General features: G+C 65.3%; 20 protein-coding genes. 18 read left to right on the forward strand and 2 right to left on the reverse strand.

Translation table 11 applies throughout. The features are described from left to right. Positions 1-22 precede the first annotated feature (22 nt). The 6 genes from FBY21_RS07020 to FBY21_RS07045 all read left to right on the forward strand — a co-directional run bounded on the left by FBY21_RS07020 (position 23) and on the right by FBY21_RS07045 (position 5,765). A complete protein-coding gene (locus FBY21_RS07020; protein WP_142009792.1) occupies positions 23-1,123 on the forward strand; it encodes a hypothetical protein in 1,101 nt (366 codons plus the stop codon). Positions 1,124-1,136: 13 nt separating this feature from the next. Further along, positions 1,137-1,328, forward strand: coding sequence for a hypothetical protein (locus FBY21_RS07025; RefSeq protein ID WP_142009794.1), 192 nt, complete (start codon positions 1,137-1,139; stop codon positions 1,326-1,328). Between the two features lie 51 nt (positions 1,329-1,379). After that, entirely contained in the window at positions 1,380-2,348 is a 969-nt protein-coding gene (locus FBY21_RS07030) for an endonuclease/exonuclease/phosphatase family protein (RefSeq protein WP_142009796.1), read from the forward strand. Between the two features lie 72 nt (positions 2,349-2,420). Continuing rightward, positions 2,421-3,041: a hypothetical protein gene (locus FBY21_RS07035; RefSeq protein WP_142009798.1), complete on the forward strand. Its 621-nt coding sequence runs from the start codon at positions 2,421-2,423 to the stop codon at positions 3,039-3,041. Positions 3,042-3,064: 23 nt separating this feature from the next. Beyond that, positions 3,065-5,071, forward strand: a complete 2,007-nt coding sequence (gene tssI, locus FBY21_RS07040) for a type VI secretion system tip protein VgrG (RefSeq protein ID WP_142009800.1) — start codon at positions 3,065-3,067, stop codon at positions 5,069-5,071. A 151-nt stretch (positions 5,072-5,222) separates the two neighbouring features. Next, positions 5,223-5,765, forward strand: a complete 543-nt coding sequence (locus tag FBY21_RS07045; RefSeq protein WP_142009803.1) for a toxin-antitoxin system YwqK family antitoxin — start codon at positions 5,223-5,225, stop codon at positions 5,763-5,765. 18 nt (positions 5,766-5,783) lie between these two features. Here the strand turns inward: FBY21_RS07045 and FBY21_RS07050 are convergent, their stop codons facing one another. After that, a complete protein-coding gene (locus tag FBY21_RS07050) occupies positions 5,784-6,176 on the reverse strand; it encodes a DUF4280 domain-containing protein (RefSeq protein ID WP_044404039.1) in 393 nt (130 codons plus the stop codon). A 368-nt stretch (positions 6,177-6,544) separates the two neighbouring features. Between FBY21_RS07050 and paaA the strand changes: the two genes are divergently transcribed. The 10 genes from paaA to paaZ all read left to right on the forward strand — a co-directional run bounded on the left by paaA (position 6,545) and on the right by paaZ (position 15,952). Then, on the forward strand, positions 6,545-7,534 hold the full coding sequence (gene paaA / locus FBY21_RS07055) for a 1,2-phenylacetyl-CoA epoxidase subunit PaaA (protein ID WP_044404043.1): 990 nt from the start codon (positions 6,545-6,547) through the stop codon (positions 7,532-7,534). Between the two features lie 53 nt (positions 7,535-7,587). Further along, the gene (gene paaB / locus FBY21_RS07060; protein ID WP_044404046.1) at positions 7,588-7,869 is read left to right on the forward strand and encodes a 1,2-phenylacetyl-CoA epoxidase subunit PaaB; all 282 of its coding nucleotides are present in this window, start codon (positions 7,588-7,590) and stop codon (positions 7,867-7,869) included. A 10-nt stretch (positions 7,870-7,879) separates the two neighbouring features. Continuing rightward, positions 7,880-8,641 carry a 1,2-phenylacetyl-CoA epoxidase subunit PaaC gene (gene paaC, locus FBY21_RS07065; RefSeq protein ID WP_142009806.1) on the forward strand — a complete coding sequence of 254 codons (762 nt, stop codon included), beginning with the start codon at positions 7,880-7,882 and terminating at the stop codon, positions 8,639-8,641. Further along, entirely contained in the window at positions 8,628-9,152 is a 525-nt protein-coding gene (paaD, locus tag FBY21_RS07070) for a 1,2-phenylacetyl-CoA epoxidase subunit PaaD (RefSeq protein WP_142009809.1), read from the forward strand. The genes paaC and paaD overlap by 14 nt, the downstream gene beginning before the upstream one ends. A 64-nt stretch (positions 9,153-9,216) precedes the next feature. After that, positions 9,217-10,293: a 1,2-phenylacetyl-CoA epoxidase subunit PaaE gene (gene paaE, locus FBY21_RS07075; RefSeq protein WP_142009811.1), complete on the forward strand. Its 1,077-nt coding sequence runs from the start codon at positions 9,217-9,219 to the stop codon at positions 10,291-10,293. 127 nt (positions 10,294-10,420) lie between these two features. Then, the gene (locus FBY21_RS29855; RefSeq protein WP_260845187.1) at positions 10,421-10,546 is read left to right on the forward strand and encodes a hypothetical protein; all 126 of its coding nucleotides are present in this window, start codon (positions 10,421-10,423) and stop codon (positions 10,544-10,546) included. Between the two features lie 80 nt (positions 10,547-10,626). Further along, entirely contained in the window at positions 10,627-10,935 is a 309-nt protein-coding gene (locus tag FBY21_RS07080; RefSeq protein ID WP_044404056.1) for a DUF485 domain-containing protein, read from the forward strand. Then, entirely contained in the window at positions 10,932-12,575 is a 1,644-nt protein-coding gene (locus FBY21_RS07085) for a cation acetate symporter (RefSeq protein ID WP_107329814.1), read from the forward strand. Before FBY21_RS07080 ends, FBY21_RS07085 begins: the two co-directional genes overlap by 4 nt. Before the next feature lie 27 nt (positions 12,576-12,602). Further along, positions 12,603-13,838, forward strand: coding sequence for an OprD family porin (locus FBY21_RS07090; RefSeq protein WP_142009813.1), 1,236 nt, complete (start codon positions 12,603-12,605; stop codon positions 13,836-13,838). 59 nt (positions 13,839-13,897) lie between these two features. Beyond that, positions 13,898-15,952: a phenylacetic acid degradation bifunctional protein PaaZ gene (paaZ, locus tag FBY21_RS07095; RefSeq protein WP_142009815.1), complete on the forward strand. Its 2,055-nt coding sequence runs from the start codon at positions 13,898-13,900 to the stop codon at positions 15,950-15,952. 213 nt (positions 15,953-16,165) lie between these two features. Here paaZ and zapE read toward each other — a convergent pair whose 3' ends face one another. Continuing rightward, positions 16,166-17,269 carry a cell division protein ZapE gene (zapE, locus tag FBY21_RS07100; RefSeq protein WP_142009818.1) on the reverse strand — a complete coding sequence of 368 codons (1,104 nt, stop codon included), beginning with the start codon at positions 17,267-17,269 and terminating at the stop codon, positions 16,166-16,168. Between the two features lie 187 nt (positions 17,270-17,456). Between zapE and FBY21_RS07105 the strand changes: the two genes are divergently transcribed. Then, complete coding sequence (locus tag FBY21_RS07105; protein ID WP_142009820.1) at positions 17,457-18,020, forward strand: hypothetical protein; 564 nt, start codon at positions 17,457-17,459, stop codon at positions 18,018-18,020. A gap of 134 nt (positions 18,021-18,154) precedes the next feature. Then, positions 18,155-19,264 (forward strand): tetratricopeptide repeat protein, encoded by a 1,110-nt coding sequence (locus tag FBY21_RS07110; RefSeq protein ID WP_160158573.1) that lies wholly within the window; start codon positions 18,155-18,157, stop codon positions 19,262-19,264. Positions 19,265-19,444: the final 180 nt, after the last annotated feature.

Consider the following 19,444-nt stretch of genomic DNA (forward strand, 5'->3'; position numbering starts at 1 on the left):
CTCCAACTTCATAGGAAAAACTATGCACCCGGACTATGAAAACTTCTACTCAATAGCAGGTAGCCTCAGAGGCTTCAGGGCGGATCAAGCGCAATTCGGCTCATTTCCATTGCCTACTGAAAATACCGTTTTAGCCGCAGAACTTTTGAGCCGGATATTTTCCGAATTGGGAACGCCTAAGAATCTAGGCGCGATATGCATCGTGGAACTGCGTTCGGACTATGGCATTACCTTCGTAATCAATGCTTCGGGAGGGGGCGACCTACCTGATGCGGCAATGGAGCGCCTAAACACGGAATTGCAAGAGGCGATAGGTAGCAGCTACTGCCGTATTTCCTGCGTGACTCTCGACACTGCGGCGATTTTCTATTCACCCGCCCATGCTGATACGAAGACCTATATCAGGGAGTCATTTCTTCCCTCCAAAGATACCCCCGACCTGAACGACGTTGACGCGGCCATTCGTGACATCAGGGAACTCCCGGAAGCTTTTTTCGGAATAAATCCCGGTGGCGCTGTCATTGGAGGGAATTTCAACACAGCCGCTGTACCCATTCGCCGAATACTGGCATGCGCCGTAGCACTACGGTGTGACCTGTTCAGTCCAGCCCAAAGGTCAATCGCCAAGCAAAGGATCCAGACCTTCCGGTCTTTAGCTGATAGACACCCCTATCCGGATCGTGGCCATCTTGCGACAAACCTTGAGGCCCTTTGCATTCCGGGCGGTAACCCAAACCAATACTTGTACCGGGATGATCCGAATATCCCAATTTCCTCGCAGAATGCCATCCAGAAACATGTGGCTGCGGCATGGCGATGTGCTGACTCCAGCCGTTATTGCGCAGAACCAAAATCTTTCAACCTAATCAAGACACGAAAGATTACCGGCAGTCTGGCAGGTCAATTAGCAATGTGGTGGGACAACAGAGTCAATCGATACAGCACTGCCAATCTCAACGTCGGAGTTTACGCAGATTTCATGCTGCCTTGTTCATCCTGCTGCGCTCGCTCGGCACAAATAATTGGCGGTATCACTGCATGGGCAAGACCCACAACTAGCCAAGACGAGCCGCTGATTACCATACCTAAAACGGCAACCCGATTGCGCAGAGGCTCATTTTGACTAGGACTTCAGAATGACGTTTACCATTTTGACCTGGAGCGCAAAACATATGGACAATCAATTCACACCCACCCACTCAGCAGCACTTCGGAAAACGCAGAAACTTCCCGAAAAACACTTGGTAAATCTAGGCAGCATGAATGCGATGGTATTTCTGAAAAACGGCAAAATCAGCAATCTCGGAGCAATTAAAGCAAGCAATTGATATATCTAATTTGCTTTAAGCAAAGATTCACGACGAGCTACTGGAGACCTTATGCCGCTCAAAATAATGACGTGGAACGCTCAGCACTTCGACCATCAGGAACGCGCCTACTCACAAGCCTATCAAGACAAACTCGAATTTCTTCGACATTACTTAGCAGAGGACGACATCGACATAATTGCATTAATGGAAACAGGTAAAACCGGCAACATCAATCAGTCGCTGGTACGTGACCTCGCAGGCGAATACAGCCTGATAGCCGCCGCTTCGCAAGAGGATGGGGTAAAAAAGGACACGACCTTAGGGACGATGGTCTTCATCAAGGACAGCCTGGCCGATGAGTTCTCATGTATTGACAACTACATTCTATCCTCCACCGAACAGCGGGGAGCCGTCATCATAAAACACGATGCATCCAAGTCCGGCTTCGCCTTCTACCATGCCAACTCGTCTTATCGAGCGATGACCAACATCATCGACACTGTTCAACATATTCAGCTGAATCTCACCTCCCTCGGACTGAAGAAGCTTTGTTATTTTGGGGGCGACCTGAATACCGATGGAAGATATGAAAGCAAAGAAATTAGAACGAATATTTCCTACCGCGAACCAAACAACCCATATGCTAGGATTTTTCAGAGCCCAGGCCCATCCCTGAGGAAATTGACACCTACAGGAAGTGGCTATACCCATGCAAGCTTCAAGGAAATCTTCGTCCCAGATAAAAAAAGCAAGAACCTGATCAGGCGCGAAGAACAGCGAATCAATGCACAAAAGAAATTAGGCGTAAAAAAGCCAACACCTAAAGTATTAACATTGACAGGCACGGTGACTGGCTACACCAAGACATTTCGCCTACTGGACTTTGCATACGTGGACAACCTGGATTACTGGTCCGCAACTTGCGATGCCTCCTTTCATGATCCAGGGGGATCGAAAAAACCTACGCGAGTAAGCAAAGGCATGACCATGCGCAGCGATCACTATCCTGTTTTATACACCTACACGAAAGCGCTTTGATGTTGCGATTGGCCTGCTCCAAACATTGACGACCGGAACCTGACAAGATCCGCTGAAAGAGGAGCCTGCCCAATGATCCCGATGATCGTCTTTGTCGGCCCCAACGGGGGGCTGAGCTGGGACAACACCCAGACGATGATGCGCAATAACTGGTCGGCCATCTGCAACCTGATGGGCACCCACGGTGTCGCTATCTCGACCTTCGCCGGCCAGCGAACGTTCGAGTCGAACTTCAACTTCGACGCCTTCAAGTGCGAGGGCCAATGCGGTGGTCGGGTGCTGCCTCTGGACTGCGCCCAGATGGATCACCGCATCCCCCAGGCAACCCTGCTGTCCAACTTCGCCCATCGCCTTGGCTCCTTTACTCAGACGCTCGTCGGCAACCAGTACCAGGGCGCCTTCGTGCCCACCACAGGTGCATTGGGAAGGGATTCGATGACCTCGATCTGGAAGGTCTGTGACCAAGGGACGATCCAGATCATTCCCCACCAGGGACCCAGCGTCATCACGGCGAACTATGTCTACACGCCGCTGAACCGGACTGTACTCGTGACCTTTCCCCAGGCTACGGGCCTGAATGCCCAGACCGTCGCCTACGACTTGATCGAACTCATGCGCAACGACATCACCAACGTCCGGCCGCTCTGCCCACCCTGCAATGGCGCGAGAAACGGCAACCCTCATCTCTACTGACCGCAAGGACGACAGGACACGCGATGACCCGAGCCACGGACTCCAACACCAGCCTCTCGCTCACCGCTGGCAGCCTTACCGATCTCTACCCCGAAACGGCCTCCGGACGTGAAGCCTTGGGGCAGCTCGACGAACTCGTCCTGCTCGGCAACAGCGCCACTGCCCTCACCCTCCCCGATGCCATCGCCACCCACGTAACCCTCACCCTGCACAACGACGCCAACCAGCGCTCCCTCGATGCCCTGGTCGCGGAGATCCGCCAGCTACCCGCCGATGCCACCGCCGACCGCTACCAGGTGGTGCTGCGCCCCTGGCTCTGGTGGCTGACCCTGGCCAGCAACAACCGGGTGTTCCAGAACCTCTCCACCAGCGACATCGTCACCACCATCTTCAAGGCCCATGGCTTCACCGATTTCAAGCTGTCGCTCTCCGGCAGCTACGAGCCGCGCGAGTATTGCGTGCAGTACGGGGAGACGGATTTCGCCTTCGTTTCGCGGCTGCTGGAGGAGGAAGGCATCTTCTGGTTCTTCACTCACGAGGATGGCAAGCACACGCTGGTGCTGGGCGACAGCAGCGATGCCTTCGTGCCGATCCCCAACGGGCCGAAGGTGCCCTACCTGGGCCAGGGCATCGGCGTGCGCGAGCTGCATGGCATCCGTTCGGCGCAGTACAGCGTGCAGGCGGTGAGCGGGGTGTACAGCGCCACGGACTATGCCTTCACCACCCCCACCACCTCGCTCTACAGCAAGGCCGAGGCGGTGGCCGGGCCGCTGTCGATGTACGAGCACCCGGGCGGCTACATCGCCAAGGCGCGGGGCGATGCCTTGACCAAGCAGCGCGTGGACGGGCTGCGCAGCCAGGAGAAGCGCCTGATCGGCGAAAGCGACTGCCGCTGGCTGGTGCCCGGCCACTGGTTCACCCTCACCGGGCATGACGACGCCAGCCTCAATATCGACTGGGTGGTGACCGCCGTCACCCACGACGCCAGCCACGAGCACTACCGCAACCGTTTCGAGGCCATCCCCAAGGCCACCACCTACCGCCCGCCCCGGCTCACGCTCAAGCCACGCATGCACACCCAGACCGCGCAGGTGGTGGGCAAGGCCGGCGAGGAAATCTGGACCGACCAGTACGGCCGCATCAAGATCCAGTTCCCCTGGGATCGCGACGGCAAGAACGACGAAACCTCGTCTTGCTGGGTGCGCGTGGTGCTGCCCTGGAGCGGCAAGGGCTTCGGCATGCAGTTCATCCCGCGCATCGGCCAGGAAGTGATCGTCACCTTCATCGACGGCGACCCGGACCGCCCGCTGGTCACCGGCTGCGTCTACAACGGCGACAACACCCTGCCCTACGCCCTGCCGGACAACCAGACCCAGTCCGGCATCAAGACCAACTCCTCCAAGGGCGGCGGCGGTTTCAACGAGCTGCGCTTCGAAGACAAGAAGGACGCCGAGGAGGTCTTCCTCCAGGCGCAGAAGGACATGAAGGTCAACGTGCTCAATGACAGCACCGCCATCATTGGCCACGACGAGACCCTCACGGTGCAGAACGCCCGCACCCGCACGGTGAAGGAAGGCGACGAGACAATCACCCTGGAGAAGGGCAAGCGCACGGTGACCATCCAGACCGGCAGCGACACCCTCGACGTGAAGGACAGCCGCACCGTCAGCGTCGGCGCCGACCAGACCCACAGCACCGGCGGTAACTACAGCCACAAGGTGAGCGGCAACTACGAACTGACCGTGGACGGCAACCTCACCATCAAGGTGACCGGCACCCTCACCCTGCAGAGCAGCGGCGACTTCACCGCCAAGAGCGACAAGAACCTCACCACCCAGGCCGGCATGGCGCTCACCGACAAGGCCGGCACCTCGCTCACCAACCAGGCCGGCACCTCCCTGGACAACAAGGCCGGTACCACCCTGACCAACGACGCCGGCGTCAGCCTCACCAACAAGGCCGCCGCCGAACAGACCGTGGACGGCGGCGGCATGCTGACCATCAAGGGCGGACTGGTAAAGGTCAACTGAGAGGGTGTCTACAAAATGGCTGCACTTAGCAATACTGCGTTAAAAACGATCTCGAAATGCTCATTTACAGCACGTAAACTCCGCTTTCTCGATCATTTTCGCCTTGTCTTGCCTTCGTTCGCCTATCTTGTAAACACCCTCTGAGGCGTCCATGGCCAACGGAACCCTCGACCTCACCCGTGGCGACAGCCGCCTGCAGGGGCGCCTGGAAGATGGCGCCCTCGACGGCCCGGTGCGCATCCAGGAAGCCAGCCGCCCCCAGGCCCAGCTCCTCTATGCCAACGGCGTACTGCACGGCACCAGCACCCTCTACCACCCCAACGGCCAGGTGTCGGCGCTGCTGCCCTACGTGGACGGCCGCCTGCAGGGCGTGGCCCAGTACTTCGCCGCCGAAGGCGGGCTGCAACGCAAGGTCGGCTACCGCCAGGGGCTGATGCACGGCGAAGCCAGCAGCTACTACCCGGACGGCAGCCTGGCCGAACTGGAGCAGTACCGCGACGGCGTGCGCGACGGCCTCTACCAGCGCTTCCACGGCAACGGCCAACTGGCCCAGCGCAGCCGCTACCTCAACGGCAAGCCGCTGGACGAAGGCCAGGGCTTCGCCGAGGACGGCCGGCCGCTGGACGCCGAGGGCAAGCCGATCTCGCGGCTGCGCTGGTGGTGGAGGCGCTGGAGCGAATCGAGCGAGGTCTGATCCGACCCTGAGCGATACCTAGGGGATCAGCATCTGCATCTGGCCCGGCATGGCGACCTTGATCACCCCCGCCCAGTTGCACATCAGCACGCAGTTGGCATCCAGCGAAGGCATGTTGCCCAGCAGCATCGTCGGCGCCCCCGGTATCCAGGGTGAAGCCGTGGCGGGGATGCACGGCATCGGCGTCAGCGCGCCCAGTGCGGCAGCGGTGGCGGCGGCCACCATGGGGTTGGCCAGACTCTGGCACATGCCGAAGGGCATGATGTTCACCAGCGGAATGTGATCCATGATGTTCGCCGCCGGCATGTTGTTGGTGAGCGTCCGGTTGACCGGCAGCACGTTCAGCACCGACGGCGCCACCCCGAAACTGCATTGCAGCGTCGCCCCGCTGCACACCTGCGGACATCCCATCGCACCCCCTCCTTTTGCTGGTCGGCAGTGACTCTAGACCAGCCCTCCGCCCTCCACCAGCGTCCCCATGCCGCTTTTTCGCCGACAAACCGGCGCAGCATTCCGTATCGCAAAATACGATACAGAATCTGGATCAAGACACCTCCTCCGCCCCAACCCAACGACCAGAACCCTCGCTCCAGAGCGTCACGCCACGCTCAAGGCCCAGGAAATACGAAGCATGCAAGGTTCAGGCATTGGAGCCAGCCATCTGCAAAGCGATACACGACCAATACGCGATACATATTTTTATGTTTGATATTTGATTTCGTATCATTTAAAAAGAGCGCCATGGCCCTCCCACGAACCCTGCATGGCTGGAGAACGGCATGTACGCACAATTGGTAGAAACCGGCGCCAAGCGCGTGAAGGCGCTGGACGAGATGTCGCCCGAGGAACGCGCCTTCCAGGAGCGGATCGACGCCGAGATCAAGATCGAACCGAAGAACTGGATGCCCGACGGCTACCGCCAGACGCTGATCCGGCAGATTTCCCAGCACGCCCACTCCGAGATCGTCGGCATGCTGCCGGAAGGCAACTGGGTCACCCGCGCGCCGACCCTCAAGCGCAAGCTGCAGCTGATGGCGAAGATCCAGGACGAGGCCGGCCACGGCCTGTACCTCTACAGCGCCATGGAGACCCTCGGCGCCTGCCGCGACGAGGAAGTCGCCAAGCTGCACGCCGGCAAGGTGAAGTACTCCAGCATCTTCAACTACCCCACGCTGAACTGGGCCGACATGGGCGCCATCGGCTGGCTGGTGGACGGCGCCGCGATCGTCAACCAGGTGGTGCTGCAGCGCACCTCCTACGGCCCTTACTCCCGCGCCATGGTGCGCATCTGCAAGGAAGAGTCCTTCCACCAGCGCCAGGGCTACGAAATCCTCCTGCACATGATGCGCCACGGTAACCAGGCCCAGCGGGACATGGTCCAGGACGCCATCAACCGCCTCTGGTGGCCGGCACTGATGATGTTCGGCCCGAGCGATGCCGACTCCCCCAACAGCGCCCAGTCCATGGCCTGGAAGATCAAGCGCCAGAGCAACGACGAGCTGCGCCAGCGCTTCATCGACCAGACCGTGCCGCAGCTGGAGTTCCTCGGCTGCACCGCCCCCGACCCGGACCTGAAGTGGAACGAAGCACGCGGCCACTACGACTTCGGCGAAATCGACTGGAGCGAGTTCTACGAAGTGCTCAAGGGCAACGGCCCCTGCAACCACGAACGCCTCGCCACCCGCCGCAAGGCCATCGAGGACGGTGCCTGGGTGCGCGAAGCCGCCGTGGCCCATGCCCGCAAGCAGCGTGAACGCAGCGCCGCCTGACCTGACAACAAGAAGGGCGCCGGCACGACCCGGCCCCATGAGGAGATAGCCCCATGACTGAGTGGACCCTTTTCGAAGTTTTCGTGCGCAGCAAGCACGGCCTCAACCACAAGCATGTCGGTAGCGTGCACGCCGCCGACGCCCGCATGGCCATCGACAACGCCCGCGAGCTGTACACCCGCCGCAACGAGGGCGTGAGCCTGTGGGTGGTGCCCTCCGCGCTGATCACCGCCTCCGCCCCGGACGAGAAGGAGCCGCTGTTCGACCCGTCCCAGGACAAGGTCTACCGCCACGCCAGCTTCTACGAGCTGCCGGCCGAAGTCGGCCACATGTGAGGCGCCTGCCATGACTGCCAAGCACGATCTCATCGACCTCCTGCTGCGCCTCGGCGACAGCGCCCTGATCCAGGGCCAGCGCCTGTGCGAATGGTGCGGCCGCGCCCCGGCCCTGGAAGAAGAACTGGCGCTGATGAACGTCGGCCTCGACCTGGTGGGCCAGGCCCGCAACTGGCTGGACTACGCCGCCGAGCTGCTGGGAGACGGCCGCGACGCCGACCACCTGGCCTACCGCCGGGACGAACGCACCTACCGCAATCTGCTGCTGGTGGAACAGCCCAACGGCGACTTCGCCGTCACCATGACCAAGCAGTTCCTTTTTGATGCCTGGCACTTCCAGGTGCTGCACGGCCTCTCCGCCTCCGCTGACGAACGGGTCGCCGGCATCGCCGCCAAGGCGCTGAAGGAAGTCACCTACCACCTGCGCCGCTCCAGCGAATGGGTGCAGCGCCTGGGCGATGGCACCGAGGAAAGCCACCGGCGCATGCTCGCTGCCGTAAGCACGCTGTGGCGCTTCAGCGTCGAGCTGGTGAATGCCGACGAGGTGGAGCAGCGCCTGTTCGAGGCCGGCCTCGCCCCCGACCCGCAGCAGGTCGCAGCCGGCTGGCAGGCCAAGGTCGCCGACGTGTTCGCCCGCGCCACCCTGCCGCTGCCGGCACCGGCCAGCCCCTTCTACCTCTCCGGTCGCAAGGGCCTGCACACCGAGCACCTGGGCCTGCTGCTGGCCGAGATGCAGTTCCTCCAGCGGGCCTACCCCGATGCGAGCTGGTGAGCTGATCGCCAGCGACCGCGCGCCCCTCGGCGCCGGCGACATCACCCGTGCCTGGCAGGTGCTGGATGCGGTGATGGACCCGGAAGTCCCAGTGGTCAGCGTGGTCGACCTCGGCATCGTGCGGGCGCTGGAGCGCGACGGCGGCCGGCTGCACGTGGTGGTCACGCCCACCTACTCCGGCTGCCCGGCCACCGAGGTCATCGAGCGGGACATCGAGCAGGCGCTGCTGCAGGCGGGCTTCGTCCCGCGCCTGGAGCGCCGCCTGACACCCGCCTGGACCACCGACTGGATCAGCGCCGAAGGCCGCGAACGGCTGCGCGCCTACGGCATTGCCCCACCCCAGGGCAGCGCCAGCAAACGCAGCCTGCTCGGGGAGGCGCCGGAGATCCGCTGCCCGCAATGCGGCAGCGCCCACACCGAACAGCTCAGCGAATTCGGCTCCACCGCCTGCAAGGCCCTGCACCGCTGCAGGGACTGCCTGGAGCCGTTCGATTACTTCAAGTGCATCTAGGCGGGCGAGCACGAACGGCGGCGCTCGCCTTCGTCCCCCGCGCGGCCAAGCCGCAGGAGAGAACATGAGCCAATTCCATAGCCTGACCATCAAGGACGTGCGCCCGGAAACCCGCGACGCCGTGTCCATCGCCTTCGACATCCCCGAGAGCCTGGCCGAGGCCTTCCACTTCACCCAGGGCCAGTACCTGGTGCTGCGCACCGAGCTGGATGGCGAGGAGGTACGCCGCTCCTACTCCATCTGCACCGGCACCGGCGACGGCGAACTGCGCGTGGCCATCAAGCGCGTGGCCGGCGGGCGCTTCTCCACCTTCGCCAACGAGCGCCTGCAACCCGGCCAGCGCCTGGACGTGATGCCGCCGGACGGGCGCTTCTTCGTGCCCCTCGACCCGGCCCGCCACGGCCAGTACCTCGCCGTGGCAGCCGGCAGCGGCATCACACCGATCCTGTCGATCATCAAGACCACCCTCGAGCGCGAGCCCCACAGCCGCTTCACCCTGCTCTACGGCAACCGCTCCAGCGCCTCCGCGCTGTTCCGCGAACAGCTGGAGGACCTGAAGAACCGCTTCCTCCAGCGCCTCAACCTGATCTTCGTGTTCAGCCGCGAGCAGCAGGACGTGGACCTCTACAACGGCCGCATCGACGCCGACAAATGCGGCCAGCTGTTCGCCCGCTGGATCGACGTGAAGGCCCTGGATGCCGCCTTCATCTGCGGCCCGCAGGCCATGACCGAGACCGTCCGCGACCAGTTGCAGGGCCACGGCCTGGCCGCCGAACGCATCCATTTCGAACTCTTCGCCAGCGAGGGCGCCGCCGCCCGCCGCGAGGCCCGCGAAGCCGCCCGCGCCGCCGACAGCGCCAGCAGCCAGGTCACCGTCATCAGCGACGGCCGCGCCTTGAGCTTCGACCTGCCGCGCAACACCCGCAGCGTGCTCGACGCCGGCAACGCCCAGGGCCTGGAGCTGCCCTACTCCTGCAAGGCCGGGGTGTGCTCCACCTGCAAGTGCAAGGTCATCGAAGGCGAGGTGGAGATGGACAGCAACTTCGCCCTGGAGGACTACGAAGTGGCCGCCGGCTACGTGCTCTCGTGCCAGTCCTACCCGGTCAGCGACAGGGTCGTCCTCGACTTCGACCAGCCCTGAACCGACTCGCTCCGTAGGGTGGGCTTCAGCCCACCACGTCACGTGCATCCATCGGTGGGCTGAAGCCCACCCTACGAGGAAACAGCTCCACCTGCGTCGCACGGTTTCAACAACAAGAGAGCCGCCCATGAGCCCACACGACCTCGAACACACCCGCCAGCGCCAACGGGTGGCCTTCGTCCCCGGCGCCCTCGGGCAGCTCCGTAGGGTGGGCTTCAGCCCACCACGTCCCGTGCAGCCATCGGTGGGCTGAAGCCCACCCTACGAGGAGACAGCTCCACCCGCTTCACCTGCGTTGCACCGCCTCTACAACCACAACAAGAGAGAGCACCCATGACCCCGCACGACCTCGAACGCATCCGGCAGCACCCGGATTTCATCCAGCTGGTCCGGCGCAAGCAGCGCCTGACCTGGTCCCTCACCGGCGCCATGCTGGTCATCTACTACGGCTTCGTGCTGCTGGTGGCCTTCGCCCCCGGCGTGCTCGGCCGGTCCCTCAGCGGCGGCGTCACCAGCGTCGGCATGCTGGTGGGCGTCGGCGTGATCCTGCTGTCGTTCGCCCTCACCGGCATCTACGTCTCGAAGACCAACAGCGTCATCGATCCGCTCAACGACAAGGTCAAAGAGGTGCTCGCCCCATGAAAGCGCTCGCCTCCCTGCTGCTCGGCGCCGGCCTGCTGGCCTCGCCGCTGGCCTTCGCCGCCGATGCCGGCCGCCCGCTGAACTGGACGGCCATCTACATGTTCCTGGCCTTCGTCGTGTTCACCCTCGGCATCACCCGCTGGGCCGCTCTGCGCACCCGCTCCACCGCCGATTTCTACACCGCCGGCGGTGGCCTCACCGGCTTCCAGAACGGGCTGGCGATCGCCGGCGACATGATCAGCGCGGCGTCCTTCCTCGGCATCTCCGCGATGATGTTCATGAACGGCTACGACGGCCTGCTCTACGCCCTGGGCGTGCTCGCCGGCTGGCCGATCATCCTCTTCCTGATCGCCGAACGCCTGCGCAACCTGGGCAAGTTCACCTTCGCCGACGTGGTCTCCTACCGTCTGGAACAGAGCCCGATCCGCATCACCGCCGCCTTCGGCACCCTCACCGTGGCGCTGATGTACCTGGTGGCGCAGATGGTCGGCGCCGGCAAGCTGATCGAACTGCTGTTCGGCCTCAGCTACCTGCAGGCGGTGCTGCTGGTAGGCGTGCTGATGGTCTGCTACGTCACCTTCGGCGGCATGCTGGCCACCACCTGGGTGCAGATCATCAAGGCCGTGCTGCTGCTCTCCGGCACCAGCTTCATGGCCTTCATGGTGCTCCGGCACTTCGGCTTCAGCACCGAGGCGATGTTCGCCGCCGCCACCGAGGTGCACGCCAAGGGCACCGCGATCATGGCGCCGGGCGGGCTGCTGTCGAACCCCGTCGACGCCATCTCCCTGGGGCTCGGCATGATGTTCGGCACCGCCGGCCTGCCGCACATCCTCATGCGCTTCTTCACCGTCAGCGACGCCCGTGAAGCGCGCAAGAGCGTGTTCTACGCCACCGGCTTCATCGGCTACTTCTACCTGCTGCTGATCGTGGTCGGCTTCGGCTCCATCGTCATGGTCGGCACCAACCCCGAGTTCCGCGACGCGGCCGGCGCCATCATCGGCGGCGGCAACATGGTGGCGGTGCACCTGTCCCACGCGGTGGGCGGCAGCCTGTTCCTCGGCTTCATCTCCGCCGTGGCCTTCGCCACCATCCTCGCGGTGGTGGCCGGGCTGGCGCTCTCCGGTGCCTCCGCCGTGTCCCACGACCTGTATGCCTGCGTGGTGCGCAAGGGCAAGGCCAGCGAGCGCGAGGAAATGCGCGTCTCGCGCATCGCCACCCTCGGCATCGGCGTGCTGGCGGTGATCCTCGGGCTGCTCTTCGAGTCGCAGAACATCGCCTTCCTCTCCGGCCTGGTGCTGGCCATCGCCGCCTCGGTCAACTTCCCGGTGCTGTTCCTCTCCATGTTCTGGAAGGGCCTGACCACCCGTGGCGCGGTCGCCGGCAGTGTCGCCGGGCTGCTCTCGGCCATCGTCCTGCTGGTGCTCAGCCCGGCGGTGTGGGTCAACGTGCTGCACCACGAATCGCCGCTGTTCCCCTACTCCAACCCGGCGCTGTTCTCCATGGGCCTGGCCTTCTTCAGTGCCTGGGCGTTCTCGGTGACGGATGCCTCCGAGCGCGCCCGGCAGGAACGCGGCCGCTACCTGGCGCAGTTCATCCGCTCCATGACCGGCATCGGCGCCGCCGCTGCCAGCCGCCACTGAACCCACGGATTGACGGACACAACAACAATGAAACGCCTCAACCGGACCACACCGCTGCTCGCCACCCTGGCCCTGCCCCTGGCCACCCCGGCCCTGGCCGGCTTCGTCGACGACAGCAAGGCCAGCCTGGAGCTGCGCAACCACTACATCAACCGCGACTTCCGCCAGCACGGTGCGGCCCAGTCCAAGGCCGAGGAATGGGCCCAGGGCTTCACCGCACGCATCGAATCCGGCTTCACCGAAGGCACCGTCGGCGTCGGCCTCGACGCCATCGGCCAACTGGGCGTCAAGCTGGATTCCAGCCGCGATCGGCGCGGCACCGGCCTGCTGCCCTTCGGCCCCACGAGCAAGGAGCCGGTGGACGACTACAGCGAACTGGGGTTGACCGCCAAGCTGCGCGTCTCCAGGAGCGTGCTGCGCCTGGGCACCCTGCAACCGCTGCTGCCGGTGGCCACCTACAACGACACCCGCCTGCTTTCCTCCACCTTCCAGGGCGGGATGCTGACCAGCCAGGAGCTGGACGGCCTGACCTTCAACGGCGGCCGCCTGACCCGCGCCAACCTGCGCGACTCCTCCGGTCGCGACGACATCGGCTACGGCGCCGCCACCAGCGATGCCTTCGACTTCGCCGGCGGCACCTACGCCATCAACCCGCAGTTGGCGGCCAGCTACTACTACGGCAAGCTCGACGGCATCTACCGCCAGCAGTTCGCCGGCCTGGTGCACACCCTGCCGCTGCCGGGCGGCTTCAGCCTGAAGAGCGACCTGCGCTACTTCGACAGCCGGGGCGATGGCGCCGAACGCGCCGGGCGCATCGACAACCGCAACCTCAACGGCCTGTTCAGCCTCAGCCAGGGCGGCCACCGCCTCAGCGCGGCGTTCCAGCGCATGTCCGGCAGCAGCGCCTTCCCCTTCCTCAACGGCGGCGACCCCTACGTGGTGAACCTGGTGACCTACAACACCTTCACCCGCGCCGAGGAAGACGCCTGGCAGCTGCGCTACGACTACGACTTCGCCGCCCTCGGCGTCCCCGGCCTGACCTTCATGACCCGCTACGTCGACGGCCGCAACGCCAAGACCACCGGCGGTGATCGCGGCGAGGAGTGGGAACGCGACACCGACATCGCCTACGTCATCCAGAGCGGCGCCCTCAAGGGCGTCAGCCTGCGCTGGCGCAACGTCACCTTCCGCTCCGGCAACGGCCTGACCACCGACCTGGACGAGAACCGCCTGATCCTCGGCTACACCCTGGCCCTCTGGTAGCGCCACCCACGAGCCCCAGCCGGCACCCGGGGTGCCGGCCTTTTTCACGGAGAATCCCCATGAGCAACGCCCCCACCCTGCAGAGCTTCATCGGCGGCCGCTGGATCGGCCAGCACGGTGCCCAGGTGCTGCGCAGCGCCCTCAACGGGCAACCGCTGTTCCGCACCCATGAAGAAACGCCGGACTTCGCCGAAGCCGTGGACTTCGGCCGCACCCGCGGCGTCCCGGCGCTCATGGCCCTGGACTTCCAGCAGCGCGCCGCGCGCCTCAAGGCCCTGGCGCTGTACCTCAACGAGCGCAAGGAGCAGCTCTACGCCCTCTCCCACCACAGCGGTGCCACCCGCGCCGACAGCTGGATCGACATCGAGGGCGGCACCGGCACCCTGTTCGCCTATGCCGGCGTCGGCGCCCGCGAACTGCCCTCCGGCAACCTCGTCCACGAAGGCCCGGCCCTGCCCCTGGGCAAGCAGAACCAGTTCGCCGGCACCCACATCCTGGTGCCGCGCGGCGGCGTGGCGGTGCACATCAACGCCTTCAACTTCCCCATCTGGGGGATGCTGGAAAAGTTCGCCCCCACCTTCCTCGCCGGCATGCCCTGCATCGTCAAGCCGGCCAGCGCCACCAGCTACCTGACCGAAGCCACCGTGCGCCTGATGCACGAGTCCGGCCTGCTGCCCGAAGGCTGCCTGCAACTGGTGATCGGCAGCACCGGTGACCTGCTGGACCGCCTCCAGGGCCAGGACGTGGTGACCTTCACCGGCTCCGCCGACACCGCCGCCAAGCTACGGGTCAACGCCAACCTGGTGCGCCACTCCATCCCCTTCAATGCCGAGGCGGACTCGCTGAACTGCGCCATCCTCGCCCCGGAGATCACCCCGGACGACCCGGAGTTCGACCTCTTCGTCAAGGAAGTGGCCCGCGAGATGACGGTCAAGGCCGGGCAGAAGTGCACCGCCATCCGCCGCGCCATCGTCCCGGCGAAGCACATCGACGCCGTGGCCGAGCGCCTGCGCGAGCGCCTGGCCAAGGTGGTGGTGGGCGACCCGTCGGTGGAGGGCGTGAAGATGGGCGCCCTGGCCTCCCATGCCCAGCAGGCGGACGTCGCCGAGCGGGTCAATGCCCTGCTGGCCGGCAGCGAGCTGCTGTTCGGCGCCCGGGACGGCTTCGCCCCCCGTGGCGAGGGCGTGGCCGAAGGCGCCTTCTTCGCCCCCACCCTGCTGCGCGCCCGCGACCCGCATGCCGAGGGCGGCGCCCACGACATCGAGGCCTTCGGCCCGGTGAGCACGCTGATGGCCTACGAGGACCTGGACGAAGCCGTCGCCCTCGCCGCCCGTGGCAAGGGCAGCCTGGTGGCCAGCCTGGTCACCAAGGACCCGGCCGTCGCCGCCCGCGTGGTGCCGGTGATGGGCGCCCTGCACGGCCGCGTGCACATCCTCGACCGCGAGGCCGCCGCCGAATCCACCGGCCACGGCTCGCCGCTGCCGATGCTCAAGCACGGCGGCCCCGGCCGCGCCGGCGGTGGTGAGGAACTGGGCGGCCTGCGTGCCGTGAAGCACTACCTGCAGCGCACCGCCGTGCAGGGCTCGCCGAGCATGCTGGCCGCCGTCACCCGCGAGCACGTACGCGGCGCCCGGGTGATCGAGACCGAGGTGCACCCGTTCCGCCGCTGGTTCGACGAACTGCAGATCGGCGAGTCGCTGCTGACCCACCGCCGCACCGTGACCGAGGCGGACATCGTCAACTTCGGCTGCCTCTCGGGCGACCACTTCTACATGCACTTCGACGAGCTGGCGGCCAGGGACTCCCAGTTCGGCAAGCGCATCGCCCATGGCTACTTCGTGCTCTCCGCCGCCGCCGGCCTGTTCGTCTCCCCTGCCCCGGGCCCGGTGCTGGCCAACTACGGCCTGGACACCCTGCGCTTCATCAACCCCGTGGGCATCGGCGACACCCTCCAGGCGCGCCTGACCTGCAAGCGCAAGATCGACCAGGGCAAGAAGAGCCCAAAAGGCGAACCCCAGGGTGTGGTCGCCTGGGACGTGGAAGTCACCAACCAGCACGGCGAGCTGGTGGCCAGCTACGACATCCTCACCCTGGTGCTCAAGCGCCCGGCCTGATCAGCCTCGATGCTCCGTGAGCGATTCGACCGGCCTTGTGGCCGGTCTTTTTTTGGCTGGGCGTCAGCGCCGTTGTTACGGGGTCAAGTCGATTACCGACTCCGTCTCGCCTTCCCGGGCCAGTCCCATTTGACGAAGACAAGCCCTGGGATCACGGAGCAAGGATCGGGACCGGAACGATGCGGTTCGCGAGCTCACCACATCCTCGGGGGCTCATGCGAATCGCGTCATCTGCATCTCCCGCAGACGGCTGAGGGTACGGCGGAAGGGGAAGGCCAACCCGCCCTCGGTGTAGAGCGCCTCCAACGGCACGGCGGCCTCCAAGTAGAGCGGCACCCGGCGGTCGTAGCACTCGTCCACCAGGGCGATGAAGCGGCGCACACCGTCGTCCTTCGGCGACAGGCGCGGCAGCTGGCGGTCGCCGGCGGCGACCTTCTCGGCAGCGTCCTCGGTGCCTCGGGCGATGCGCCCTTCCCGTTCGGCCGCACCCAGCACCGGCACCGCACCGAGGAGGATGGCCGGAAAGCGGTCGCACAGTTCGATGAAGTCCAGCGCCGCCAGGGGCGCTTCGCACAGGTGGGCGTAGTCGCACCAGAGCACGCCCTCGCCACGCAGGCGCACCGTCACCTCGCGGTGGGCCAGCTGCAGCGGCGCATCGGTGGCCGGCGCATTGCCGTTCAAGGTGCGGAACACCCCGGCCAGGGCGTCCGGATCAGCCACCCAGTAGCGCTGGGTCACGGCGCCCGGGTGCAGGCGGTGGTCCTGGCCGCCGTCCACCTCCACCACGTCGGTGTGCCGCTCCAGGGCCCTGATGGCGGGCAGGAAGCGGTCACGGTTGAAGCCGTCGGCATACAGCTGCGAAGGCGGCTGGTTGGAGGTGGCCACCAGGGTCACGCCCTCGTCGAACATCGCCTGCAGCAGCCGCCCGAGGATCAGCGCATCGCCGATGTCGCTGACGAACAGCTCGTCGAAACACAGCACCCGCACCTCGGTGGCCAGCTCACGGGCCAGGGCGAGCAGTGGGTCCGGCGTGCCGGTCAGGGCGAACAGCCGCTGGTGCACCCAGCGCATGAAGTGGTGGAAGTGCTGGCGCCGGGCGGGCACCGACAGGCTGGCGTGGAAGCGGTCCATCAGCCAGGTCTTGCCGCGCCCCACCGGCCCCCACAGGTACACGCCCCGCACCCTCGGCTCGCCGGCCTGCAGGGCCTGCTGGCAAACCTCCAGCAGCGTGGCGGCGCGGCGTTGCGCCGGGTCCTCGGCAAAGCCCTGGCGGGCCAGTGCGTCTTCGTAGGCCGCCAGCGGCGACAGCGCGTCCATGTAGAGCTCCCTCTGTGGAATCGCGGCGCAGTCTACCCGAGCGGCAAGGCCACGGTCGCCTGCGGCAGGCCCTTGCCGCCCGTTGCCCTGGTGAAAACCGCCGAAGGCTCTGGCACGGGCGTTTCAGAAGCTGGCACAGCCCTTGCTCCCGGGGTGGCACAAGGAATTTTCCGAGAGGGAACTCACCATGAGCCTGTTCTCCGTCGACCCCACCCGCTCACGGGACGTCACCGCCGGCGCCCGGCTCACCAGCCGGGGCAATGCCGCCGCACCCACCGCGAGCGAAGCGCCCTCCAGGCAGGCGGCCAGTGCCCTGCGCCAGAACAGCCCCGCCCCCGACACCGGCGCCGCCCGGCGCGACGCGGCCTACGACGAAGCCTTCGCCCGTCTCAAGGTGGACCTGCAGAACAACGGCGAGCGCGTCCGCGACGACGTCTACCCCGACGCCGAGAGCGCTGCGGCCAGCGTCGAGAAGCCCGTCGCCAGCAAGGCCTCCCAGGAGTTCCATGCCTACATGGAGAAGACCGACTCGGAGAAGATCCGCGACAAGATCCTCAAGCAGATGGGGCTGACCGAGGAGGATCTGGAGAAAATGCCGCCGGAGAAGCGCGAGCAGGTGGAGAAGATGATCGCCCAGCGCATGACCGAGCTGAACGCCCTGCAGCAGCAACAGCAGAAGGAAGAGAAGGAGCCGGAGTCGATCCCCCTCAGCTTCCAGGACATCCGCCTGCGCAACCTGATCAACGGCTGACGCCCCCGGCCACCGGGGGATGACGACGGCTCCCCCGCGCACGGAATGCGAACAGGCGGCACAGACGCCTTGGAAGGCGCGCCACAGTCTGGAATGCTATGCGCCTTTCGAGCCGTATCCCCTTCTGTCACGTCATGAATCCGCGCCTTTCCCTGCTGTTCGCCGCCCTGCTCATCGCCGGCTGCAGCTCCGGTTTCCAACCCCTGCACTCCAAACCCGCCGTGCTCAGCGGCAATCGCCCCCTGCCACCGGAAAACCCGGTCTACGGCGTGCCCAGCTATGAGGCACCGCTGGTGTGGGTGGTGGAGGCCCCCGCCACCGAGATCAAGGGCCGTACCCGCCTGGTCAAGCCCCGTGTCGAGCCGGCCGCCGAGACCCTGGCCCAGGCCGTGCTCGCCGACCAGCAGGGCGACAAGGAAACCGCCCTGCAACTGCTGCAGCAAGCCGCCGACGCCGGCAACGGCCGTGCCCATTACGAGCTGGCCCATCACTACCTGATAGGTGATGGCGTACCCGCCGACCCGGCCCAGGCCCTCAACCACCTGAGCCAGGCCGATGCCCTGGGCAACGCCGAAGCCAGCCGCGTGCTGGCCTGGAACTACCTGCGCGGCACCGGCGTGCCGCAGGACCTGGACTACGGCAAGCGCCTGCTGGAGAAATCCGCGCGCACCAACGACCGCGCCCTGCGCGAGCTGAGCCTGCTCTACCTCGGCACCTGCCAGCCCGACCTGGCCGACCGCGAGCGCGGATTGGCCCAGTTGAAGGTGGCCAGCGCCGCGGGCGACCGCATCGCCGCCTCGCTGTACCAGATGGCCCAGCAGCAGGACGCCGGCCAGCCGCTGCCGGCCAGCGCCGAGCAACCGGGGCTGCCCTGCCTGGCCAGCGACCCCATGGCCCCTGCCGAACGCGACGCCACCGCCGTCGCCCTCGACGCGGAACCGGTCACCAACGAAGCCGAGGCGGAAGCCACCAAGCGCCAGGCCCTCGCCGGTGACCCGCAGGCGATGTACGACTACGGCCAGCGCCTGCTCGACGGCACCTACCCGTCCCTGCAACCCGAGCTGGAGGCCTACGCCTGGTTCGCCGTGGCCGCCGACCACGGCCACCCCGAAGCACCGGCCCGGGTGGCCAGCCTGGCTCCGGTACGCAATGCCAGCGAACAGCAGCAGCCGGGCCTGGTGGAATCGATGATCGCCGCGCTGGACAGCGCCATCGTGGCCAACCCGGGTGGCCAGCCGGAGTGACGGGCGGGGTGGAATGCCCGCCCGGCAGCCACCCCGAACGCAACGAGATTTTTCCGATTAAGCCTGCAAATGTAGGGTTTTTCCTACGACATAGAAGGGCATTACTTAATCCAGCCCAATGACGGGCTCCGCCCCTTTTCTGAACGCCACGAGTCACTAACATGCGCCCCGCCCCCATCC

This window comes from Pseudomonas sp. SLBN-26 (genome assembly GCF_006715895.1).
GTDB classification, from domain to species: domain Bacteria; phylum Pseudomonadota; class Gammaproteobacteria; order Pseudomonadales; family Pseudomonadaceae; genus Metapseudomonas; species Metapseudomonas otitidis.